The 17,649-nt window shown below is 40.9% G+C and carries 18 protein-coding genes; 10 read left to right on the top strand and 8 right to left on the bottom strand.

Translation table 11 applies throughout. The features are described from left to right. Positions 1–55: 55 nt before the first annotated feature. Both ACXAEO_RS17905 and ACXAEO_RS17900 read right to left on the bottom strand, forming a co-directional pair. The gene (locus tag ACXAEO_RS17905) at positions 56–931 is read right to left on the bottom strand and encodes an SDR family oxidoreductase (RefSeq protein ID WP_474884272.1); all 876 of its coding nucleotides are present in this window, start codon (positions 929–931) and stop codon (positions 56–58) included. Positions 932–1,040: 109 nt separating this feature from the next. Further along, on the bottom strand, positions 1,041–1,532 hold the full coding sequence (locus tag ACXAEO_RS17900) for a YajQ family cyclic di-GMP-binding protein (RefSeq protein ID WP_474883361.1): 492 nt from the start codon (positions 1,530–1,532) through the stop codon (positions 1,041–1,043). A gap of 272 nt (positions 1,533–1,804) precedes the next feature. Between ACXAEO_RS17900 and ACXAEO_RS17895 the strand changes: the two genes are divergently transcribed. Beyond that, entirely contained in the window at positions 1,805–2,680 is an 876-nt protein-coding gene (locus tag ACXAEO_RS17895) for a CvfB family protein (protein ID WP_474883360.1), read from the top strand. Between the two features lie 93 nt (positions 2,681–2,773). Here the strand turns inward: ACXAEO_RS17895 and ACXAEO_RS17890 are convergent, their stop codons facing one another. After that, a complete protein-coding gene (locus ACXAEO_RS17890; RefSeq protein ID WP_474883359.1) occupies positions 2,774–2,911 on the bottom strand; it encodes a DUF3941 domain-containing protein in 138 nt (45 codons plus the stop codon). Positions 2,912–2,979: 68 nt separating this feature from the next. Further along, entirely contained in the window at positions 2,980–3,840 is an 861-nt protein-coding gene (locus ACXAEO_RS17885; protein WP_474884271.1) for a DegV family protein, read from the bottom strand. Positions 3,841–4,019: 179 nt separating this feature from the next. Between ACXAEO_RS17885 and ACXAEO_RS17880 the strand changes: the two genes are divergently transcribed. Further along, positions 4,020–4,862, top strand: coding sequence for a YitT family protein (locus tag ACXAEO_RS17880; RefSeq protein WP_474883358.1), 843 nt, complete (start codon positions 4,020–4,022; stop codon positions 4,860–4,862). Positions 4,863–4,995: 133 nt separating this feature from the next. Here the strand turns inward: ACXAEO_RS17880 and ACXAEO_RS17875 are convergent, their stop codons facing one another. The 3 genes from ACXAEO_RS17875 to ACXAEO_RS17865 form a co-directional block, all read right to left on the bottom strand. Then, on the bottom strand, positions 4,996–5,520 hold the full coding sequence (locus ACXAEO_RS17875) for a hypothetical protein (protein ID WP_474883357.1): 525 nt from the start codon (positions 5,518–5,520) through the stop codon (positions 4,996–4,998). After that, the gene (locus ACXAEO_RS17870; RefSeq protein WP_474883356.1) at positions 5,520–5,675 is read right to left on the bottom strand and encodes a hypothetical protein; all 156 of its coding nucleotides are present in this window, start codon (positions 5,673–5,675) and stop codon (positions 5,520–5,522) included. Before ACXAEO_RS17870 ends, ACXAEO_RS17875 begins: the two co-directional genes overlap by 1 nt. A gap of 153 nt (positions 5,676–5,828) precedes the next feature. After that, entirely contained in the window at positions 5,829–6,641 is an 813-nt protein-coding gene (locus ACXAEO_RS17865; protein WP_474883355.1) for a Cof-type HAD-IIB family hydrolase, read from the bottom strand. A gap of 152 nt (positions 6,642–6,793) precedes the next feature. Here ACXAEO_RS17865 and ACXAEO_RS17860 point away from each other — a divergent pair, with 152 nt between their 5' ends. After that, entirely contained in the window at positions 6,794–7,102 is a 309-nt protein-coding gene (locus tag ACXAEO_RS17860; protein ID WP_474883354.1) for a metal-sulfur cluster assembly factor, read from the top strand. Between the two features lie 54 nt (positions 7,103–7,156). On the opposite strand, the gene ACXAEO_RS17855 is transcribed toward ACXAEO_RS17860, so the two are convergent. Continuing rightward, a complete protein-coding gene (locus tag ACXAEO_RS17855; RefSeq protein ID WP_474883353.1) occupies positions 7,157–7,849 on the bottom strand; it encodes a Crp/Fnr family transcriptional regulator in 693 nt (230 codons plus the stop codon). 308 nt (positions 7,850–8,157) lie between these two features. On the opposite strand from ACXAEO_RS17855, the gene argC reads away from it, so the two are divergent. The 7 genes from argC (at position 8,158) to argF (ending at position 17,639) form a co-directional block, all read left to right on the top strand. Further along, the gene (argC, locus tag ACXAEO_RS17850) at positions 8,158–9,192 is read left to right on the top strand and encodes an N-acetyl-gamma-glutamyl-phosphate reductase (RefSeq protein ID WP_474884269.1); all 1,035 of its coding nucleotides are present in this window, start codon (positions 8,158–8,160) and stop codon (positions 9,190–9,192) included. Between the two features lie 25 nt (positions 9,193–9,217). After that, entirely contained in the window at positions 9,218–10,450 is a 1,233-nt protein-coding gene (gene argJ, locus ACXAEO_RS17845) for a bifunctional ornithine acetyltransferase/N-acetylglutamate synthase (protein WP_474883352.1), read from the top strand. A 12-nt stretch (positions 10,451–10,462) separates the two neighbouring features. Further along, positions 10,463–11,290: an acetylglutamate kinase gene (argB, locus tag ACXAEO_RS17840; RefSeq protein WP_474883351.1), complete on the top strand. Its 828-nt coding sequence runs from the start codon at positions 10,463–10,465 to the stop codon at positions 11,288–11,290. Next, positions 11,256–12,410 (top strand): acetylornithine transaminase, encoded by a 1,155-nt coding sequence (locus ACXAEO_RS17835; protein WP_474883350.1) that lies wholly within the window; start codon positions 11,256–11,258, stop codon positions 12,408–12,410. Before argB ends, ACXAEO_RS17835 begins: the two co-directional genes overlap by 35 nt. Before the next feature lie 75 nt (positions 12,411–12,485). Beyond that, the gene (locus ACXAEO_RS17830) at positions 12,486–13,565 is read left to right on the top strand and encodes a carbamoyl phosphate synthase small subunit (RefSeq protein ID WP_474883349.1); all 1,080 of its coding nucleotides are present in this window, start codon (positions 12,486–12,488) and stop codon (positions 13,563–13,565) included. After that, a complete protein-coding gene (locus ACXAEO_RS17825; protein WP_474883348.1) occupies positions 13,558–16,680 on the top strand; it encodes a carbamoyl phosphate synthase large subunit in 3,123 nt (1,040 codons plus the stop codon). The genes ACXAEO_RS17830 and ACXAEO_RS17825 overlap by 8 nt, the downstream gene beginning before the upstream one ends. Further along, positions 16,680–17,639: an ornithine carbamoyltransferase gene (gene argF / locus ACXAEO_RS17820; protein ID WP_474883347.1), complete on the top strand. Its 960-nt coding sequence runs from the start codon at positions 16,680–16,682 to the stop codon at positions 17,637–17,639. The genes ACXAEO_RS17825 and argF overlap by 1 nt, the downstream gene beginning before the upstream one ends. Positions 17,640–17,649: the final 10 nt, after the last annotated feature.

Here is a 17,649-nt window from a genome sequence, read left to right as displayed (position 1 = left end):
AGTTTATTTGTTGGCACATCTGACTACTTGATTTTAAAGTAGCCAGATGTACTCTTTATCCATTAATGACTGTCCCGCCGTTTATATGAAGCATTTGTCCCGTCATATAAGCAGAATCATCACTGGCTAAAAAAACGTAGCTTGGTGCAACTTCATATGGCTGGCCTGCCCGTTTCATCGGAGTATTTGCTCCAAAAACCGCGACCTTTTCGCTTGAGAAAGTCGATGGAATGAGTGGAGTCCAAATAGGACCAGGAGCCACTCCGTTAACGCGAATTCCTTTTCCGACAAGTGATTGAGACAGTGAACGTGTAAAGCTGACAATCGCGCCTTTTGTTGAAGAATAATCAATGAGCTGATCGTTTCCTTTATAGGCTGTAATGGAGGCAGTGTTAATAATGGAACTGCCTGATTTTAAATATGGAAGAGCGGCTTTTGTTAAATAGAAAAAAGAAAAAACATTCGTCTGGAAAGTACGGTGAAGCTGCTCAGCGGTCACATTTAAAATACTTGGCTGTGGATGCTGTTCCGCTGCGTTGTTAACAAGAATATCAAGTTTATGGAATGTCGAAATCGTTTCGTCAATCACATGATTACAAAAGTGTTCTTCACCGACATCTCCGCATAAAAGTAAACCTTTTCCTCCTAGTGCTTCTATTTGTTGTTTCGTTTCTTTGGCATCTTGCTGTTCGTTTAAGTAGACAATGGCTACATTGGCGCCTTCTTTTGCATAGTGATAAGCGACAGCACGGCCAATTCCGCTGTCTCCTCCAGTAATAATGGCTACTTTGTCCTGTAATTTACCTGCCGCCTTATATTGATTGCTAATGGAAACAGGAAGTGGGTTCATTTCTTTTTCAATACCTGGCTGTTGTTGCTGATGCTGTGGGGGGAATGTTTGCTGTTCGTTTTGCTGTTGATTGCTGCTCATCATGTTTCCTCCTCTTTCAACTATTTCTCTTGTTAGTATGGAGAGGAGAAGAAATTTTATCCTGCATGGGAAAGGCGGCTTTCTATGATGAAAGCCGCCTCTGTTCTTGTTAGCGATAATTAATAAATTGAACCTCAATGGATAAGTCCGCTTCACGGATGGCCGCAATGATTTTCTGTAAGTCATCTCGGCTCTTCGCTGAAACGCGAAGTTGGTCATCTTGAATTTGACTTTTCACTTTTAGTCCTGTGTTTTTAATGATGGTATTCAACTTTTTTGCGTTCTCTTTATCAATTCCTTGAACAAGGGAAGCGCGCTGTCTGACAGTGCCTCCAGAAGCATTTTCCATTTTGCCGTAAGAAAGATTTTTAATCGGAACGCCTCTTTTTACAAGCTTGGAAAGCAACACATCTTTTAGCTGACTCAATTTGAATTCGTCATCTGAAATGAGGACAATCTCTTCTTTATCAAGAGAAAGGTCGCTTTTACTTCCTTTAAAGTCATAGCGATTTTTAATTTCTTTTAAAGCAATCGCGATGGCATTTGTGACTTCGGTCATATCCACTTGGGATACAATATCGAATGAACTTTCTTTAGACATAAAATCCTCCTTAATGGTGAAAAGGTTCTTTCTTTTATTATAGGTAAACAAGCAAATTGACACAACTAAATGAAAAGTTGAATGGAAGGGCAGGAATTGGTACAATCACCATATGTTTGTTCCGCTTTGACGGGCAGTAACTAGTACGTTGACATATGGGCAAATGGGATAGGACCATCGAGTTTAGGGATGTTTTACGGAACGACCGATCGGTGATACCTGTTTAAGAAAGAATAATTATCTATTTTGAAGCGAAGGAAGGATTAAAACGAATGAGTAAATTACAACCAGGAACGACTGTGGTGCTTCGCGTATTACGGGAAACACCATTAGGATATATGCTGACAGATGGAAGAGAAGATGTGCTTCTTCATCGAAATGAGGCAACCACTGTGTTAGCTGAGGATGATGAAGTAAAGGTATTTATCTACTTAGACCGAGAAGGCCGATTGACGTCGACGATGACTTTGCCGATAATCGAAGTTGGTTCTTATCAATGGGTAAAAGTAGTTGGCACAGAGCCTGGACTTGGTGTGTTTGTTGATATTGGAATTAGCAAAGATTTATTGGTGGAAAAAAATGATTTGCCAGCATTGGAATCATTATGGCCGATTGAAGGGGATTTGCTGTATTGTACGATTAAAGCAACGAGGCGAGGACTTTTGTATGGCAAGCCTGCAACAGAAGATGTGATGCAGGAAAACGCAAAAGAAGCTCCATCTTCTTTATTCAACAAAGACATTCAAGCAACGGCTTATCGCGTACTGCGGGTAGGGACATCGTTCATGACGGATGAAGGGTATATCGGATTTGTTCATGAAACGGAACGAAAAGAAGAGCCACGTTTAGGAGAACGAGTACAAGTTCGTGTCGTTCATGTTAAAGAAGACGGAACACTGAATTTATCGATGCTTCCGCGTAAACAAGAGGGCATGGTTGAAGATGCAGACAAGATTTATGCGTATTTACAAGGCAGAGGCGGCGCGATGCCTTATTGGGACAAGAGTCTTCCTGAAGATATCCGCGATCGCTTTAACCTGAGCAAAGCGGCTTTCAAACGAGCTCTCGGAAAATTAATGAAAGAAGGTAAAGTAGTTCAAGAAGAGGGCTGGACGTATATAAAGAAAGAAGATGAACCGAAAGCCTAAGGCGGCGGGTTCATCTTCTAAAAAACCTTTCCTGAATACCTGTTATAGGTGGTAGGAAAGGTTTTTCACAATGGGGAACATCTTCTTTTGTCATCAAAGGTGATCTGTTTTTTTAGAATAGGAACGTTCGCCTGCTTGACGACTATTTTCCCTTAAAATATTTTTTTCATGTCGTTTAGCATTGTTATCCCTTGCTTTTTTATCATTGTCACTCGTATGGGATTTCGTCATAACTAACACTCCTTTACCATGAGGATGGTATTAAGGTGTGCGAGGATTGCTAAATTTATGTACGACCTTTATGAAAAAGATTCATTGGAAAAGAAAAGGGCAATCGTTCCCGGACCAGCATGAGAGCCGACCGCAGCACCAATTGTATTGATAATAAAGGATTGGCAACCGAATTTTGCTTGAATAAGCTCTTTTAGTTCAAGTGCCGTTTGCTCATCATCACCGTGGCTAATCGCAATGGTTTGAGACGATAAGTCATGACCGCGTTTTTCCATGAGTTCAATCATCCGTTTTAACACTTTTTTCCGTCCGCGTATTTTCTCAATGGGAACGAGCTTGCCGTCTTCGACATGAAGAAGTGGCTTAATATTAAGAAGACCGCCGACAAAAGCAGAGGCTTTGCTCACACGTCCGCCTTGGGCAAGAAAATCTAAGTCATCAACAGTAAAAATATGCTCTACGTGCTCGCTGTATTTTTTTGTTTTTTCAACAATTTCCTGAAACGGCAGGGATTGTTGAAGTAGCTGGAGAGCATATTGAACAACAAGGCCTTGACCGAGCGAAGCGCATTTCGTATCAATAATCTCAATTTCGGCATTCGGATAGTTTTCTTTAATTTGCTGCTGCATCATGACGGACGTTTGATACGTGCCGGATAATTGAGAGGAAAATGCAATGTAAAGGCATGCCTCTCCTTGTGTCACAATTGACTCAAACATGCTATAGATGGCGGCTGGAGCCGCTTGGGATGTTTTAGGGTGTGCTCCGTTGCGAATATGTTTATATATTTCAAGCGGTTGAATGGTTTCAAGATCTAAATATTCTTCATCGTTAAGGTGGACGCGAAGGGGGATAAGCTGAACGTCATGTTGTTGGAAAAATTCCAATGGCAAATCGCTCGCACTATCCGTTACAATCTTAATGGACATCATGGTCACCTTCCTCGTTACTTTTATGTACCATAAAATATTTTATCGATTGTTTCTATAAAACACAATTATTTTAGTTAAAAGGTGATGGCGCTTTTAAGTCACTGTAAAATTTAATGAATGATCGGCAAAAGATTATACTAAAAGTAAATGTATGAACTGAAAGGAGAAAAAATACAATGCTTTGGCTCGAAACGAAAAAATTGATTGTTATATTGTTGGGAGCATTATTAGGAGCTGTCGCCTTAAATTTATTTTTAATCCCCGCCAATATCTATGCGAGCGGCTTTACAGGAGCAGCTCAATTAATTTCAAACCTTCTCTCGGACTATACGCCAATTCGGTTATCCACCGGTATTTTACTGTTATTGTTTAATATTCCTGTAGCGGTGTTAGGATGGATGAAGGTCGGAAAGGCGTTTACGTTATACAGTTTTTTAAGTGTTGCCGCCACAACGCTTTTTTTAGAACTTCTCCCTGTGTATCCTCTTTCGGAAGATATTTTATTAAATTCCGTTTTTGGGGGCGTCATTGCAGCTGTTGGAGTAGGCTTTACGTTGAAGTGGGGGGCGTCAACAGGAGGACTTGATATTATCGCGATGATTTTATCCCGTATGAAAGATAAGCCTGTCGGTACATACTTTTTTGCGATTAACGCAGTTATTATTGGTGCAGCGGGGTTGATTTATGGTTGGGAGAAAGCATTGTACACGCTTGTGGCTTTATATGTTTCGACACGCATGATTGATGCGATTCATACTCGTCATGAAAAATTGACAGCGATGATTATTACGAAAAAAGGGGATGAGCTGAAAGAAGCCATCCATACGAAGCTGAGCCGCGGGATTACAATGGTACCAGCAAAAGGGGCTTTTACAAACGAAGAAAAAGAAATGATGATTATTGTCATTACGAGATACGAGTTGTTTGACTTGGAACGGATTATTAAAGAAATCGATCCGAATGCTTTTACGAATATTGTCCAAACAACTGGTATTTTCGGCTTCTTCCGCAAAGATTAAATGCTTGTTTTTCTTTTGATGCCAAATGGACCGTTTATTAACATCCGTAATATTCTTGGATTTTTGTAGTGGTTCATTTTGCGGGGGTGTTTGAAAAGAGGTGGTTTTCCTCTTTTCAAACACCCCCGTTTTGTTATAGTGTTCGGTTGCTCAAGTCGTCTGCCAGTTCATTCAATTGCTGTTTTTCGCTTGCATTCGCTTGAGTGGCTGCATGTTTAATGGTTTCTTGTGCCATGTCCATTTGCTGGGAGTGAGAAGGGAGTGTGACCGTTTGTTCAGGTACCATTTTCATTCCTAATGTCTGCTGCAAATGCTGAAGTTCATGCTGATCTTCTTGGGACATTTCAGCCATCGCGGAAGAAATGACCTTTCCGGCAATATCGCCCCTTCCGTCCACATGTGGAGTGGAAGGGGAACTTTTCCCGTTTTTATGAAAGCTTTGCTGTAATTCTTTCATTTTTTGACGATCTTCATCGGTCATACTTCCCATACTTGCTGTAAGCAACGATTGGAGCATTCCTTGATTAAAGGAGCCTTCTACTCGTGTTTGTTTCGCTTTTTGTCCATTTGTATGAAGGGACACTTTTTCATTCTCTTTTGGAGATTCGAGAGCTTCTTTTACTTTATAAACAGCTTGTTGAAAGAAAGAATCTGCCATTATAAACGACCTCCAGGAGAAGCAGGGGTATGTTGTTTTGCTTTCAGTTGTTCAGCTTCTGCCAGCGTCATATGATAAGGGATTCGCTGATCATGAAGTTGGACCGCATCAGCACCGTATTTAACAAAACGCTTCGATTTATTGCTTTTACCCATTGCGCATTCCTCCTCAAAGTGAATGAAATAGACACAATTTCTTGTGTCCATTGTAGTTTATGTAATTTTAGAGGAGCTATAGCGTTAAAAATTTCCTGTTGTCGCTTTAACATACCGAAAATGAGGCTGAAATGGACTTTTTAGTTAAAGTTTTTATAATTTCAATACTTGCTGCAAATAAACGGCGATTCCGTCTTCTTCGTTGGATAAGGTTACTTCCTTCGCAATGCTTTTCAGCGGCGAAATCGCATTTCCCATGGCGACGCCGTGGCCGGCAAACTCAATCATTTCCAGGTCGTTGTCTTCGTCTCCGAATGCGATAATTCGCTCTTGCGGAATGTTATAATGAGCAGCCACTTTTTGAAGTCCAACTGCTTTATTCAAGCCTTTTTTTACAATTTCAATGACATGCCATGGAGCGCCCCAGCGACGATGTTCAATTACTTCGGCGTGAACAGCGGATAAGTGAGAGCGAATATCGTCTACATGATTTTCATCCGCATGAATCAAAATAGAAGTAGGGTCATGCTGTAAATGAACACGCAAATCACCAGTTTGGAGCATGGGATTCCCTAAGCTGATGACATCAATTAATTCACGGTCATGATGATGCAAATATACGTCGTCCATGACTTCCGCTAAAATGTTATTAATTTTATAATTTTCCATTGCTTCCACAATGTCGTATGCGGTATGACGGAAAAGCGGATTATGGTGAACGCCCCATGAGTGCTCAAGAGGATGATGCACAAGCGCACCGTTAAAATTCACAATAGGTGTATTCAACTGCAGTTCTGCATAGTACATGGAGCTTGATCGATAAGGACGGCCTGTGGCAATCATCACAATATGCCCGTCTTGCTTCGCTTTTTCTAAAATCGATTTTGTTTTAGAGGAAATGGTTTTTTTGTCGGTTAACAATGTACCGTCCAAATCCAGTGCAATTAAATGTGGTTGTTTATTCATAATGGCTCCTTTCAACGAGGGTAGTGCGTAATTTTACTTTAACACACTTAAATAGATGTGTCGTGTGAAGGCGTTTCGTTTGGATTACTAGATAATCCCTGTATAATAAGTGGCGTAGCTTGTATGACAGTTTCAAGGGAAGGAGCTTGAAAATGGATGAAAAATTGAAAGAAACAATAATGGAAGTGCTTGAAGAGGTACAGGATCCTGAGCTTGGAGTGGATATTGTAAACTTAGGACTAGTATATGATTTAGACGTGACAGAAGAAGGCAAAGCGATTGTGACGATGACTTTGACTTCTATCGGATGTCCACTTGCCGGTATGATTACAGAAGATGTGAAACAGGCATTAGCGAAGCTTCCGCAAGTAAAGGAGACGGAAGTGAATATCACGTTTAACCCTCCATGGAGCAAAGAACGTATGTCACGCTATGCGAAAATTGCGCTTGGCGTTCAATAAAATAAGCAGAGCTGAAGGCTGTATACAAACAAGGCGCATATTTGTATACAGCCTTCAGTCCATTTTACATAATTCTTTCGGGCAATCCTCACAATTAATTTCTAGTTTTAAGTAAGTTAAATTATGAATGGTAATTTGGCCTTTATGAATAGAAATGACGCCTTCTTTGCGTAAGTCGCTCAACATTCGGTTCACGACTTCACGGGAAGTGCCGCAAAAATTAGCTAGTTCTTGATTCGTTAAATGAAGGTTAAGCTCAATTCCATTTTCCCGTATAATGCCGAAACTGTTAGACATTCGAATTAACGTTGAGTAAAGAGCCCCTTTTTTGCCGTTAAGAACGAGATCACGAAACTTTGTTTGGTTGCGTCGCAGCCGTTCTCCCATCCACTTCATATAGTCAATCGAAAGCTCAGGGTTTTTCGTCAGCAGTTGTTCCAACTCGTTTTTATCCATTACCATAACTTCGCTGTTTTCCAATGCCTTTGCATGGAGCAGATGGCGAGAGGCGGGACAAAAAACATTCATTTCCCCGATTAAGTCTCCCTCACTAGAAATACAAAAAGTAAGCTCTCGTCCATCTGGGGTCAATTTGCTCAATTGAAGTTTTCCGCTTTTAATAAAGTAAAGTTCCTTCGCTTCTGAACCTTCTTGAAATAAAAAATCGCCTTTTGCAATATGGATGGTTTGATTAAAAGACGAAAAGCATTCATAGAGCTTGGCTGAAAAGGTTTGTTCCGTATCCATATATAACTCCCTTTTTTTAGAATATAAGTTCATTATACAACAAATTGAATGGTTCATTCTTTTGTAAGCAGGAATTTTCTGTGTATGTCATGGAATCTTTCTGCATATGGGTCTTTAATAGTCTCTATGATGATAGAAGGAACAGAAGTTGAGGAAAGTACATCGACAGTAATCTTCGTGAATTTTGTCGAATTTTTTTAGATGAAAATAATTAAATATTCATTTGATTTTATTTTTATGCAGTATTATAATGATTAATAATTTAATAGATATAAAGGGGAGTTAACGTTAAAATTATGATGAAAAATATTAAAGTAGGTATTATTGGCGCGACGGGCTATGGAGGCATGGAATTAGTCAGATTGTTGTCTTCACACCCTTATTTTTATATTTATTCACTTTATTCGTCTACGCAAGAAGGAATGCATATTGAAGAGATGTATCCACACTTATCACATGAAAACTGGAAGCTTCAGAATATTGATCCAGTTCAAATTGCTCAAGACGTTGATCTTGTATTTATGGCGACACCTTCAGGGGTGTCAAGCAAGCTTGTACCCGAACTTGTAGATGCGGGTGTCAAAGTTGTTGATTTATCCGGAGATTTCCGTTTGAAAGAAGAGGAATTATATGAACAATGGTACCAAAAGCCATCTGCTCCGAAAGCGTACTTAGAAGAAGCGGTGTACGGATTATCGGAATGGTTCGGCAAAGAAGTGGCAGAAAGTTCATTCATTGCCAATCCGGGCTGTTATCCAACCGCTACTTTGCTCGCATTGGCTCCTCTTGTGAAAAGTGGATTGATTGAGGAAGATTCGATTATTGTAGATGCAAAGTCCGGGGTTTCGGGAGCTGGAAAAGGGCTGTCTAGTGCTACACACTATGCGGAGACGAATGAAAATTTAAAAATTTATAAAGTAAATGAACATCAGCATATCCCAGAAATTGAACAAGTATTGAAACAATGGAATAAACATATTGAACCGATCACCTTTAGCACACACCTTGTTCCGATGACTAGGGGAATTATGAGTACGGTATATGCAAAAGCGAAGAACGATATGACATTGGAAGAATTACATGCTCTTTATCTAGAAAACTATAAAGGTGCTTCGTTTGTAAGAATTAGAGAAAAGGGAAGGTTTCCAGCTACTAAGGAAGTGTGGGGCTCGAATTATTGTGATATCGGGGTAGCGTTTGATAAACGAACAAAGCGAATTACGATTGTATCAGTAATTGATAATCTCGTTAAAGGAGCGGCAGGTCAAGCTATTCAAAATGCGAATATAATGATGGGCTTTGAGCAGCAGACCGGATTGGCGTTTGTTCCAGCTTATCCATAAAAAGTAAAGGCAGGGGAGAATCATAATGATTAAGACAAAAGTAAAGGCAGAGGTCAAAAAGGTGAACGGTGGAACGGTTGTTTCTCCAAAAGGATTTGCTGCAGCAGGTGTTCATGCGGGTTTGCGCTATGAAAAAAAAGATGTTGGAGCGATTATTAGCTGTCGTCCGGCCAGTTGTGCGGCTGTTTATACACAAAGTACTTTTCAAGCAGCCCCTCTTTTAGTTACAAAAGAAAGCATCAGTATCGAACAAAAACTGCAAGGAATTATTGTAAATAGCGCGTGTGCTAATGCATGTACAGGAGAACAAGGATTAAAAGACGCCTATGAAATGAGAGAAGCGTTTGCGCAGAAATTTGGGTTTGCCGTCCAGTATGCAGCAGTTGCTTCTACGGGGGTCATCGGCGAATTATTGGATATGAAAAAAATCCGTAAAGGTATTGCACAATTACAGCCAAGTGAAGAACAAAGCGATGCTGAAGCGTTTCAAACCGCCATTTTAACAACTGACATTGTGATGAAGACGGCTTGTTATGAAGTAATGGTTGATGGGAAGAAAGTGACTATCGGGGGAGCGGCGAAAGGATCTGGGATGATTCATCCGAATATGGCGACAATGCTTGGGTTTGTGACGACTGATGCAGAGATTGATTCAGCGGTGCTACAAGGAGCGTTAAGCGCGATTACAAATGAGACATTTAATCAAATAACGGTTGATGGAGATACATCGACGAATGATATGGTGTTGGTTTTAGCGAATGGAATGGCCGAAAACAATCCATTAACGCCAAATCATCCGGATTGGCCTCAGTTTTATGAAGCGCTGAAGCTGACTTGTGAAGAGTTAGCCAAAGAAATTGCTCGAGACGGAGAAGGTGCAACCAAATTAATCGAGGTGCAGGTTAATGGCGCAAAAACAAAAGAAGATGCCAATAAAATTGCGAAGCAAATTGTCGGCTCGAATCTTGTCAAAACGGCCATATACGGAGCTGATGCCAATTGGGGGCGTATCATTGGTGCCATTGGCTATAGTGGGGTCGAGATTAACCCGGCGAAGGTGAATGTGAGCATTGGGGAGATATGTATGCTGAAAAACAGTCAGCCGCAACCTTTTAATGAAGAAGCAGCCAAAGCGTATTTAATGCAGTCGGAAATTGTTATTTCAATCCAGTTGGATGAAGGAAATGCAAAAGGAACCGCATGGGGATGCGATTTGACTTATGATTATGTGAAAATCAATGCGAGTTATCGCACATAAGGGAGAGAAAAGATGAAGAACCAAGACGTAATTGTCGTCAAATGCGGCGGAAGTGTGATGAGTCAGTTGAATGAGGCCTTTTTCACAAGCTTGAATCGTTTGGCGGCGCAAGGCTACCAACTTGTCGTTGTCCATGGGGGTGGACCTGAGATTAACGGGATGTTAGATCAACTTCATATCCCATCCGAGTTTGTCGACGGTTTGCGTAAAACATCTGCTGAAGCGTTGAGCATCGTTCAAATGGTACTCGCAGGAAAAGTCAATAAGCAGCTTGTTGCTTCTTTGCAACAAGTTGGACTAAATGGAGTCGGGCTATCAGGTTGTGATGGAATGCTACTTGAGGCTGAAGCGATCGATTATGAAAAATGGGGCTATGTCGGTGAAGTGGTCAACGTGAATGCAGAATTGCTAGTTCATTTAATGCAAAAAGGCTACACGCCTGTTCTTTCATCAATCGGGTTTAATCAAAAAGGCGAGTCCTTCAACATTAATGCTGATTTGGCCGCAGGAGCGGTTGCTAAAGCGCTTGGCGCGAAGCAATTAGTATTTATTACAGATGTGCCAGGTATTATGAAAGACGGCGATCTTCTTGAGAAGGTAACACCTAGTTATGTAGACCAGCTCATTCAAGATGAGGTAATATACGGCGGAATGATTCCGAAAGTCAAATCCGCGGTAAAAGCATTATCTTCTTCTTTGCCAACAGTGCAAATTGTCAGTGGAAAAAGTTCTTTTATGGATGAAAATGGGAAGTGGATTGGTACAACTGTTCAATATACAGAAGATAGAGTGGAGGAAGAAGCACATGAGTTTTTTGTTTCCAACATATCAACGGTTTGATGTACAAGTAAAAAGTGCGAGCGGAACAAAGCTTGTCGATGAAAATGGGAAAGAATACCTCGATTTTATTTCCGGTATTGCAGTATGCAACCTTGGGCATCGTCATCCTGCTGTCCAAAAAGCAGTCGAGAATCAATTGAATAAACTGTGGCATGTATCGAACTTGTTTCATGTGTCGCTTCAAGAAGAAGTCGCTAAATTGCTTGTTGAACATTCGGACGGCGACGCGGTTTTCTTTTGTAACAGCGGAGCGGAAGCGAACGAAGCCGCAATTAAATTAGCACGTAAGCATACGAAACGACATAAAATTATTACATTTGAAAAATCGTTCCACGGCCGAACATTTGCGACAATGTCAGCAACAGGGCAGGCAAAGATTCATGAAGGATTTGGACCGTTGCTACAAGAGTTTGTCTATGTACCTTATAACGATATGGATGCGCTGGAAAAAGAAATGGATGAAAAAACAGCAGCTGTAATGCTTGAAGTTGTGCAAGGGGAAGGCGGAGTAGTTCCAGCTGAAGCGGCGTTTTTAGAAGCTGTGCAACATCTTTGCCAAAAACATGGTGCATTGCTCATTGTAGATGAAGTGCAAACGGGAATTGGTCGTACGGGGAAAGCATTTGCTTATCAACATTACGGATTGTCACCTGATATGATTACAGCGGCAAAAGGATTGGGAAGCGGTTTGCCAGTTGGAGCTCTTATTGGAAAAAGCCATTTAATTGAAGCGTTTGGACCAGGTTCTCACGGGTCGACATTTGGAGGGAATCCCATTGCCTTGGCAGCGGCGAAAGCGACGCTAGAAATTATTTTCCAACAAGACTTCTTAATAGAGGTTGAAAACAAAGCTACTTATTTAATGGAAGAGCTTCAAAAACGATTATCCTCTGTTCCGTTTCTCTCTGCTATTCGTGGAAAAGGTTTGCTAATTGGACTGGATTGTGGAGAAAAGCAACCTGAACTGATCGCTAAAATGAGAGAAAATGGATTACTTGTATTAGGAGCGGGTCCATCAGTTATTCGTTTACTGCCACCGCTGACGGCAACGATGGAGGAAATGAATGAAGCTTTACACATTATTGAAAAGATATGCGTAGAAGAAAAAATTACCTTGTAAAATCCAGGGTTTTTCTATAAAATGAAATGTATAAAAATACTTAAATATAAATAAAAATACATTCGGAGGCTTATCATGAAAGGTTACGTTCATTTAAAAAACGGAGAGTCGTTTGAAGGAACTTTGGAGGATACCTCCGCACATCAGGAAGTGACGGGAGAGGTTGTCTTTTACACTGGTATGACGGGTTACCAAGAAGTACTGACAGATCCGTCTTATAAAAATCAACTGGTAGTGTTTACGTATCCCCTGATCGGAAATTACGGAATTAACGAACAAGATTATGAAAGTAAAAAACCTCACGTCGCTGGAGTGATTGTGTATGAGTGCTGGGACGAAAAATTTCATTATGAAGCGCTTTATACATTAAAGGAATATTTAAAGAAGTGGGATATTCCGCTCATTACACATGTTGATACGCGTGCTGTTGTTAAACGTATTCGAAATGAAGGGACGATGCAAGCTGTTGTGTCAACGAATCCGTCTGTTGCAGTAGAGGCATTTCAGGAACTAAGCGACTCTGTCATAAAAGACGTATCCACTTCTCAAATCGAAACGTACGGAACAGGCGATAAGCATATTGTGCTCATTGACTTTGGTTATAAAAAATCAATTTTACAAGAAATGATCAATCGGCAGTGTAAGGTAACGGTCCTTCCGTATCACTTTTCTTTTGAACAGTTAAAAGCATTAAAACCAGATGGGATCGTTTTATCGAATGGACCTGGAGACCCTATTCAAGTGACTGCACAGCTTCCGGTGTTGCAAAAGGCGATTGAAACTTATCCGACTTTAGGGATTTGCCTTGGTCATCAATTAATTGGCCTTGCATGTGGTGCCAAAACGAAAAAACTGACTTTCGGACATCGAGGAGCGAATCAGCCTGTCATTGACTTGCTTAAGAAAAAAGTATACATGACGTCGCAAAATCATAGCTATGTGGTTGATGAAGAAAGTATTCAACATACGAAGCTCCAAGTGCGTTTTAAAAATGTAAATGACGGATCCGTTGAAGGAATGATGCATGAAACGTTACCGGTCATCTCGGTGCAATATCATCCTGAAGCGCATCCTGGTCCAAGTGACAGCAGCCACATTTTTGACGAATTTCTAGCATTAGTGCAGCAAGCGGGGAGAGAAAAAGTATATGCCTAAAGATACATCTTTACAAACTATTTTAGTGATTGGCTCTGGCCCGATTATTATTGGTCAGGCAGCGGAATTTGATTATTCAGGAACACAAGCGTGCCTTTCTTTAAAAGAAGAAGGCTACAAAGTTATTTTAGTAAATAACAACCCTGCTACCATCATGACGGATGAAAATGTGGCAGATGTAATCTATTTTGAACCACTAACGGTGGACAGTATTGATAAAATTTTAGAAAAAGAAAAGCCGGAAGGGCTGTTAGCAACATTAGGCGGGCAAACGGGGTTAAATCTTGCACTCGAACTAAATGAAAAAGGCATTTTGAAAAAGCATAATGTTCAATTACTTGGAACACCGATTGAGTCCATTAAAAAAGGAGAAAACCGCGAAGATTTCCGTGCTTTAATGAAGGAATTGAATGAGCCGGTTCCGGAAAGTACCATTGTGACGCAAGTAGAGGAAGCACTGGCCTTTGGCGACGAAATTGGATATCCGGTCATTGTTCGTCCCGCTTATACACTTGGTGGAACGGGTGGAGGAATTGCTAATAATGCAGATGAACTGAAGGTGTTGGCGGCAAGCGGGCTTCGTGAAAGTGCGATTCAGCAATGCTTGATTGAAAAAAGCATTGCAGGTTATAAAGAAGTCGAATATGAAGTTATGCGAGACGCAAATAATACGTGCATTACCATTTGTAATATGGAAAATATTGATCCAGTTGGTATTCATACAGGAGACTCGATTGTGGTCGCGCCATCACAAACATTGACAGACGTTGAATATCAAATGCTGCGAACAGCTTCTATTAAAATCATTTCATCTTTAGGCATTATCGGGGGATGCAACATTCAATTTGCTCTTGATCCAGAAAGCAAGCAATACTATTTAATTGAAGTCAATCCTCGTGTCAGCCGCTCATCTGCCCTTGCTTCGAAAGCAACAGGCTATCCGATTGCAAAAATTGCTGCCAAATTGTCAGTAGGCTACACATTAGATGAAATTTTGAATCCCGTTACAGGGAATACGTACGCGAGTTTTGAACCAGCCCTTGATTATGTCGTCGTCAAATTTCCACGCTGGCCGTTCGATAAATTCGCTCATGCTGACCGTAAGCTCGGCACGCAAATGAAAGCAACAGGAGAAGTTATGGCAATTGACCGCAATTTAGAAAGAAGTTTGCAAAAAGCCATTTCTTCGTTGGAAATTAACTTGAATGGATTAGAGCTACCAGCTTTGCAGCACATATCTCAGCAAGAATTGGAAGAAAAGCTGAATGCACAAAACGACGAACGCTTATTTGTCATCTTTGAATGTCTTCGACGCGGCTATAGTTTAACAGCGATTCATGAAGCAACGAAAATCGATTATTTTTACTTAACGCATTTTGCTCAATTAATTAAGTTTGAACAAAAGCTAAAAGACTTAAATCTGGAGACAGTAGAGCCAATTTTACTTCAACAAGCGAAAGAAAAAGGCTTTTCGGATGAATATCTTGCTTTCATTTGGGATGTAGAGGAACTGGCGGTACGTGAGAAGCGAAAACAGTTGAACATTGTACCGAGCTATAAAATGGTCGATACTTGCGCAGCAGAATTTAAGTCGTCAACTGCTTATTTTTATTCCAGCTATTACGGTGAAAGTGAACTGTGGGAATCCGATAAAACGAAAGTAGCGATTATCGGTTCAGGCCCAATCCGAATCGGGCAAGGTGTTGAATTTGACTACAGCTCTGTTCATGGGGTTTATGCCTTGCAAGAGGAAGGGTACGAAACGATTTTAATTAACAACAACCCGGAAACAGTCAGCACCGATTTTCAAGTAGCTGATCGCTTATACTTTGAGCCAATTACAGTAGAAGATGTATTGAATGTGATTGAAGCAGAAGGCATCCATCATGTCATCATTCAATATGGAGGTCAAACGGCCATTTCACTTGTGAAAGGATTAACGAAAGCCGGAATTTCTATTTTAGGTGTCACAGAAACGATTATTGATGCGTTAGAAGATCGAGACCAATTTTATCAATTACTTGAAAACCTCGATATCCCGCATGTTCCAGGAGAAATGGCATCCAGTGAGCAGGAATTGTTGGAAAAGGCCGCGATTATTGGTTTTCCAATCTTGATTCGTCCTTCGTATGTCATTGGAGGAAGAGGGATGGTTACTTTGTATCATGAAGAGGAGCTAGCGTCCTACGCCCAATTAATTGAGCCAAGTCATTATCCGATTTTGATTGACGCGTATTTACCAGCAAAAGAAGCGGAGATTGATGTCGTGACAGATGGGCAGGATATTTTAGTTCCAACTATTATGGAGCATGTTGAAAAAGCGGGTGTCCATTCAGGTGACAGTTATGCTCATTTGCCAGCTCAAACGTTAACAGAGACAGTGAAGGAAAAAATCGTGAGCTATGCTGGGGAAATCGCGAGGAAACTTGGCTATAAAGGCGTGATGAACATTCAATATTTAGTGGATGGAGAGAAAGTGTTCGTTTTAGAAGTCAATCCGCGAGCAAGTCGAACTGTTCCAGTCGTCAGCAAAGTGACCGGTGTTCCGCTTATTTCGCTGTCGACTAAAATATTGCTTGGGAAATCTTTAGCGGAAATTAGTGATAAAACGGGATTATTGTCAGAGCCCCACTATCAAACCATCAAGTTTCCTGTGTTTTCAACAAATAAACTGGCAGGAGTCGATCCTCTTGTTGGACCAGAAATGAAATCAACAGGAGAAGGTATTTCCATTGCGGCGACAGTGGAGGAAGCTGCGTTAAAAGCGTTTTACAGCTATTTATCTTCACGTTCAGCAGCGGTTGAACTATATGTCGATGGACTGGCAGACCCGCAGTGGCTAAGCGAATTGAAAGCGAACGGTCTCACAGTGATGACGGACGATAATGTAAGCGAATGGGTTGTTCGAAAAGAAGCCTTACTGTTTATTAGCTTCCGCAATGGAGAGGAAGGAAAGCACAATCGTCTTACAGCGTTGAAGCATGGTTTGCTTGTGATGACAGAGAAAGAAACGGTCGATTTATTCATAAAAGCGTTCAATCAAAAAGAGTACGAAGTTTGTTCATTACAAACGTGGAAACAAAATCATCCATTAACAAAAGGAGTGACGGTGTGATGGGAGCAGTTTCGGTAAAAACAGGACCTATTCAACTGCAAGGAAAAGATTTGCTGACATTGATGGACATTTCAACAGAAGAGATTCTTTATTTGCTCGATAGTGCAATTGAATTAAAAAAGAAGCATGCAGAAGGAGAATTGGTTACAACTTTAAAAGGAAAGACGCTTGGAATGATTTTTGAGAAATCTTCCACTCGTACTCGTGTATCCTTTGAAGCTGGCATGATGCAATTAGGAGGCAATGCTCTTTATTTGAACGGAAAAGATTTGCAGCTCGGAAGAGGAGAAACGATTGCTGATACAGCGAAAGTGTTGTCCGAATTCATTGATGTCATTATGATTCGCACATTTGAACATGAAAAGGTCGTCGAACTGGCCAAACATGCCAACATTCCTGTTATTAACGGTTTAACGGATGATTTCCACCCGTGTCAGGCACTTGCTGATTTATTAACCATTTATGAACATAAAAAATCTTTCAAAGGCTTAAAAGCCGCTTACATCGGAGACGGCAACAATGTGGCTCACTCTTTAATGATTGCTTGCGCTAAAGTAGGAATGGATTTAACGATTGCTTGCCCGAAAGGATATGAGCCGAAGGAATTTGTCGTCAAATACGCACAAGAAGTGGCAAAGCAAACAGGGGCAGTGATTACGGTTAGTCATGATCCAGTTGCGGCTGCGAAAGGTGCTGACGCTTTATATACAGATGTATGGACGAGTATGGGACAGGAAGAGGAAACGAAAAAGCGTCTAGCGGTTTTCGCCCCGTATCAAATTAACGAAGACTTAGTGAAGCATGCAAAAGAGGATTATTTATTTTTACATTGCTTGCCAGCACATCGCGGCGAAGAGGTAACAGCCGCTATTATTGATGGAGAACGTTCATTTGTGTTTCAACAGGCAGGAAATCGTATGCATGTGCAAAAAGCTTTGCTGCAAGCTATTCTTGCATAAAAAAATCCGG

The organism is Bacillus sp. ABA4_010 (genome assembly GCF_056159105.1).
The sequence above is the reverse complement of the archived record's forward strand: the minus strand, read 5'-3'. Positions and strand labels throughout refer to the sequence as shown.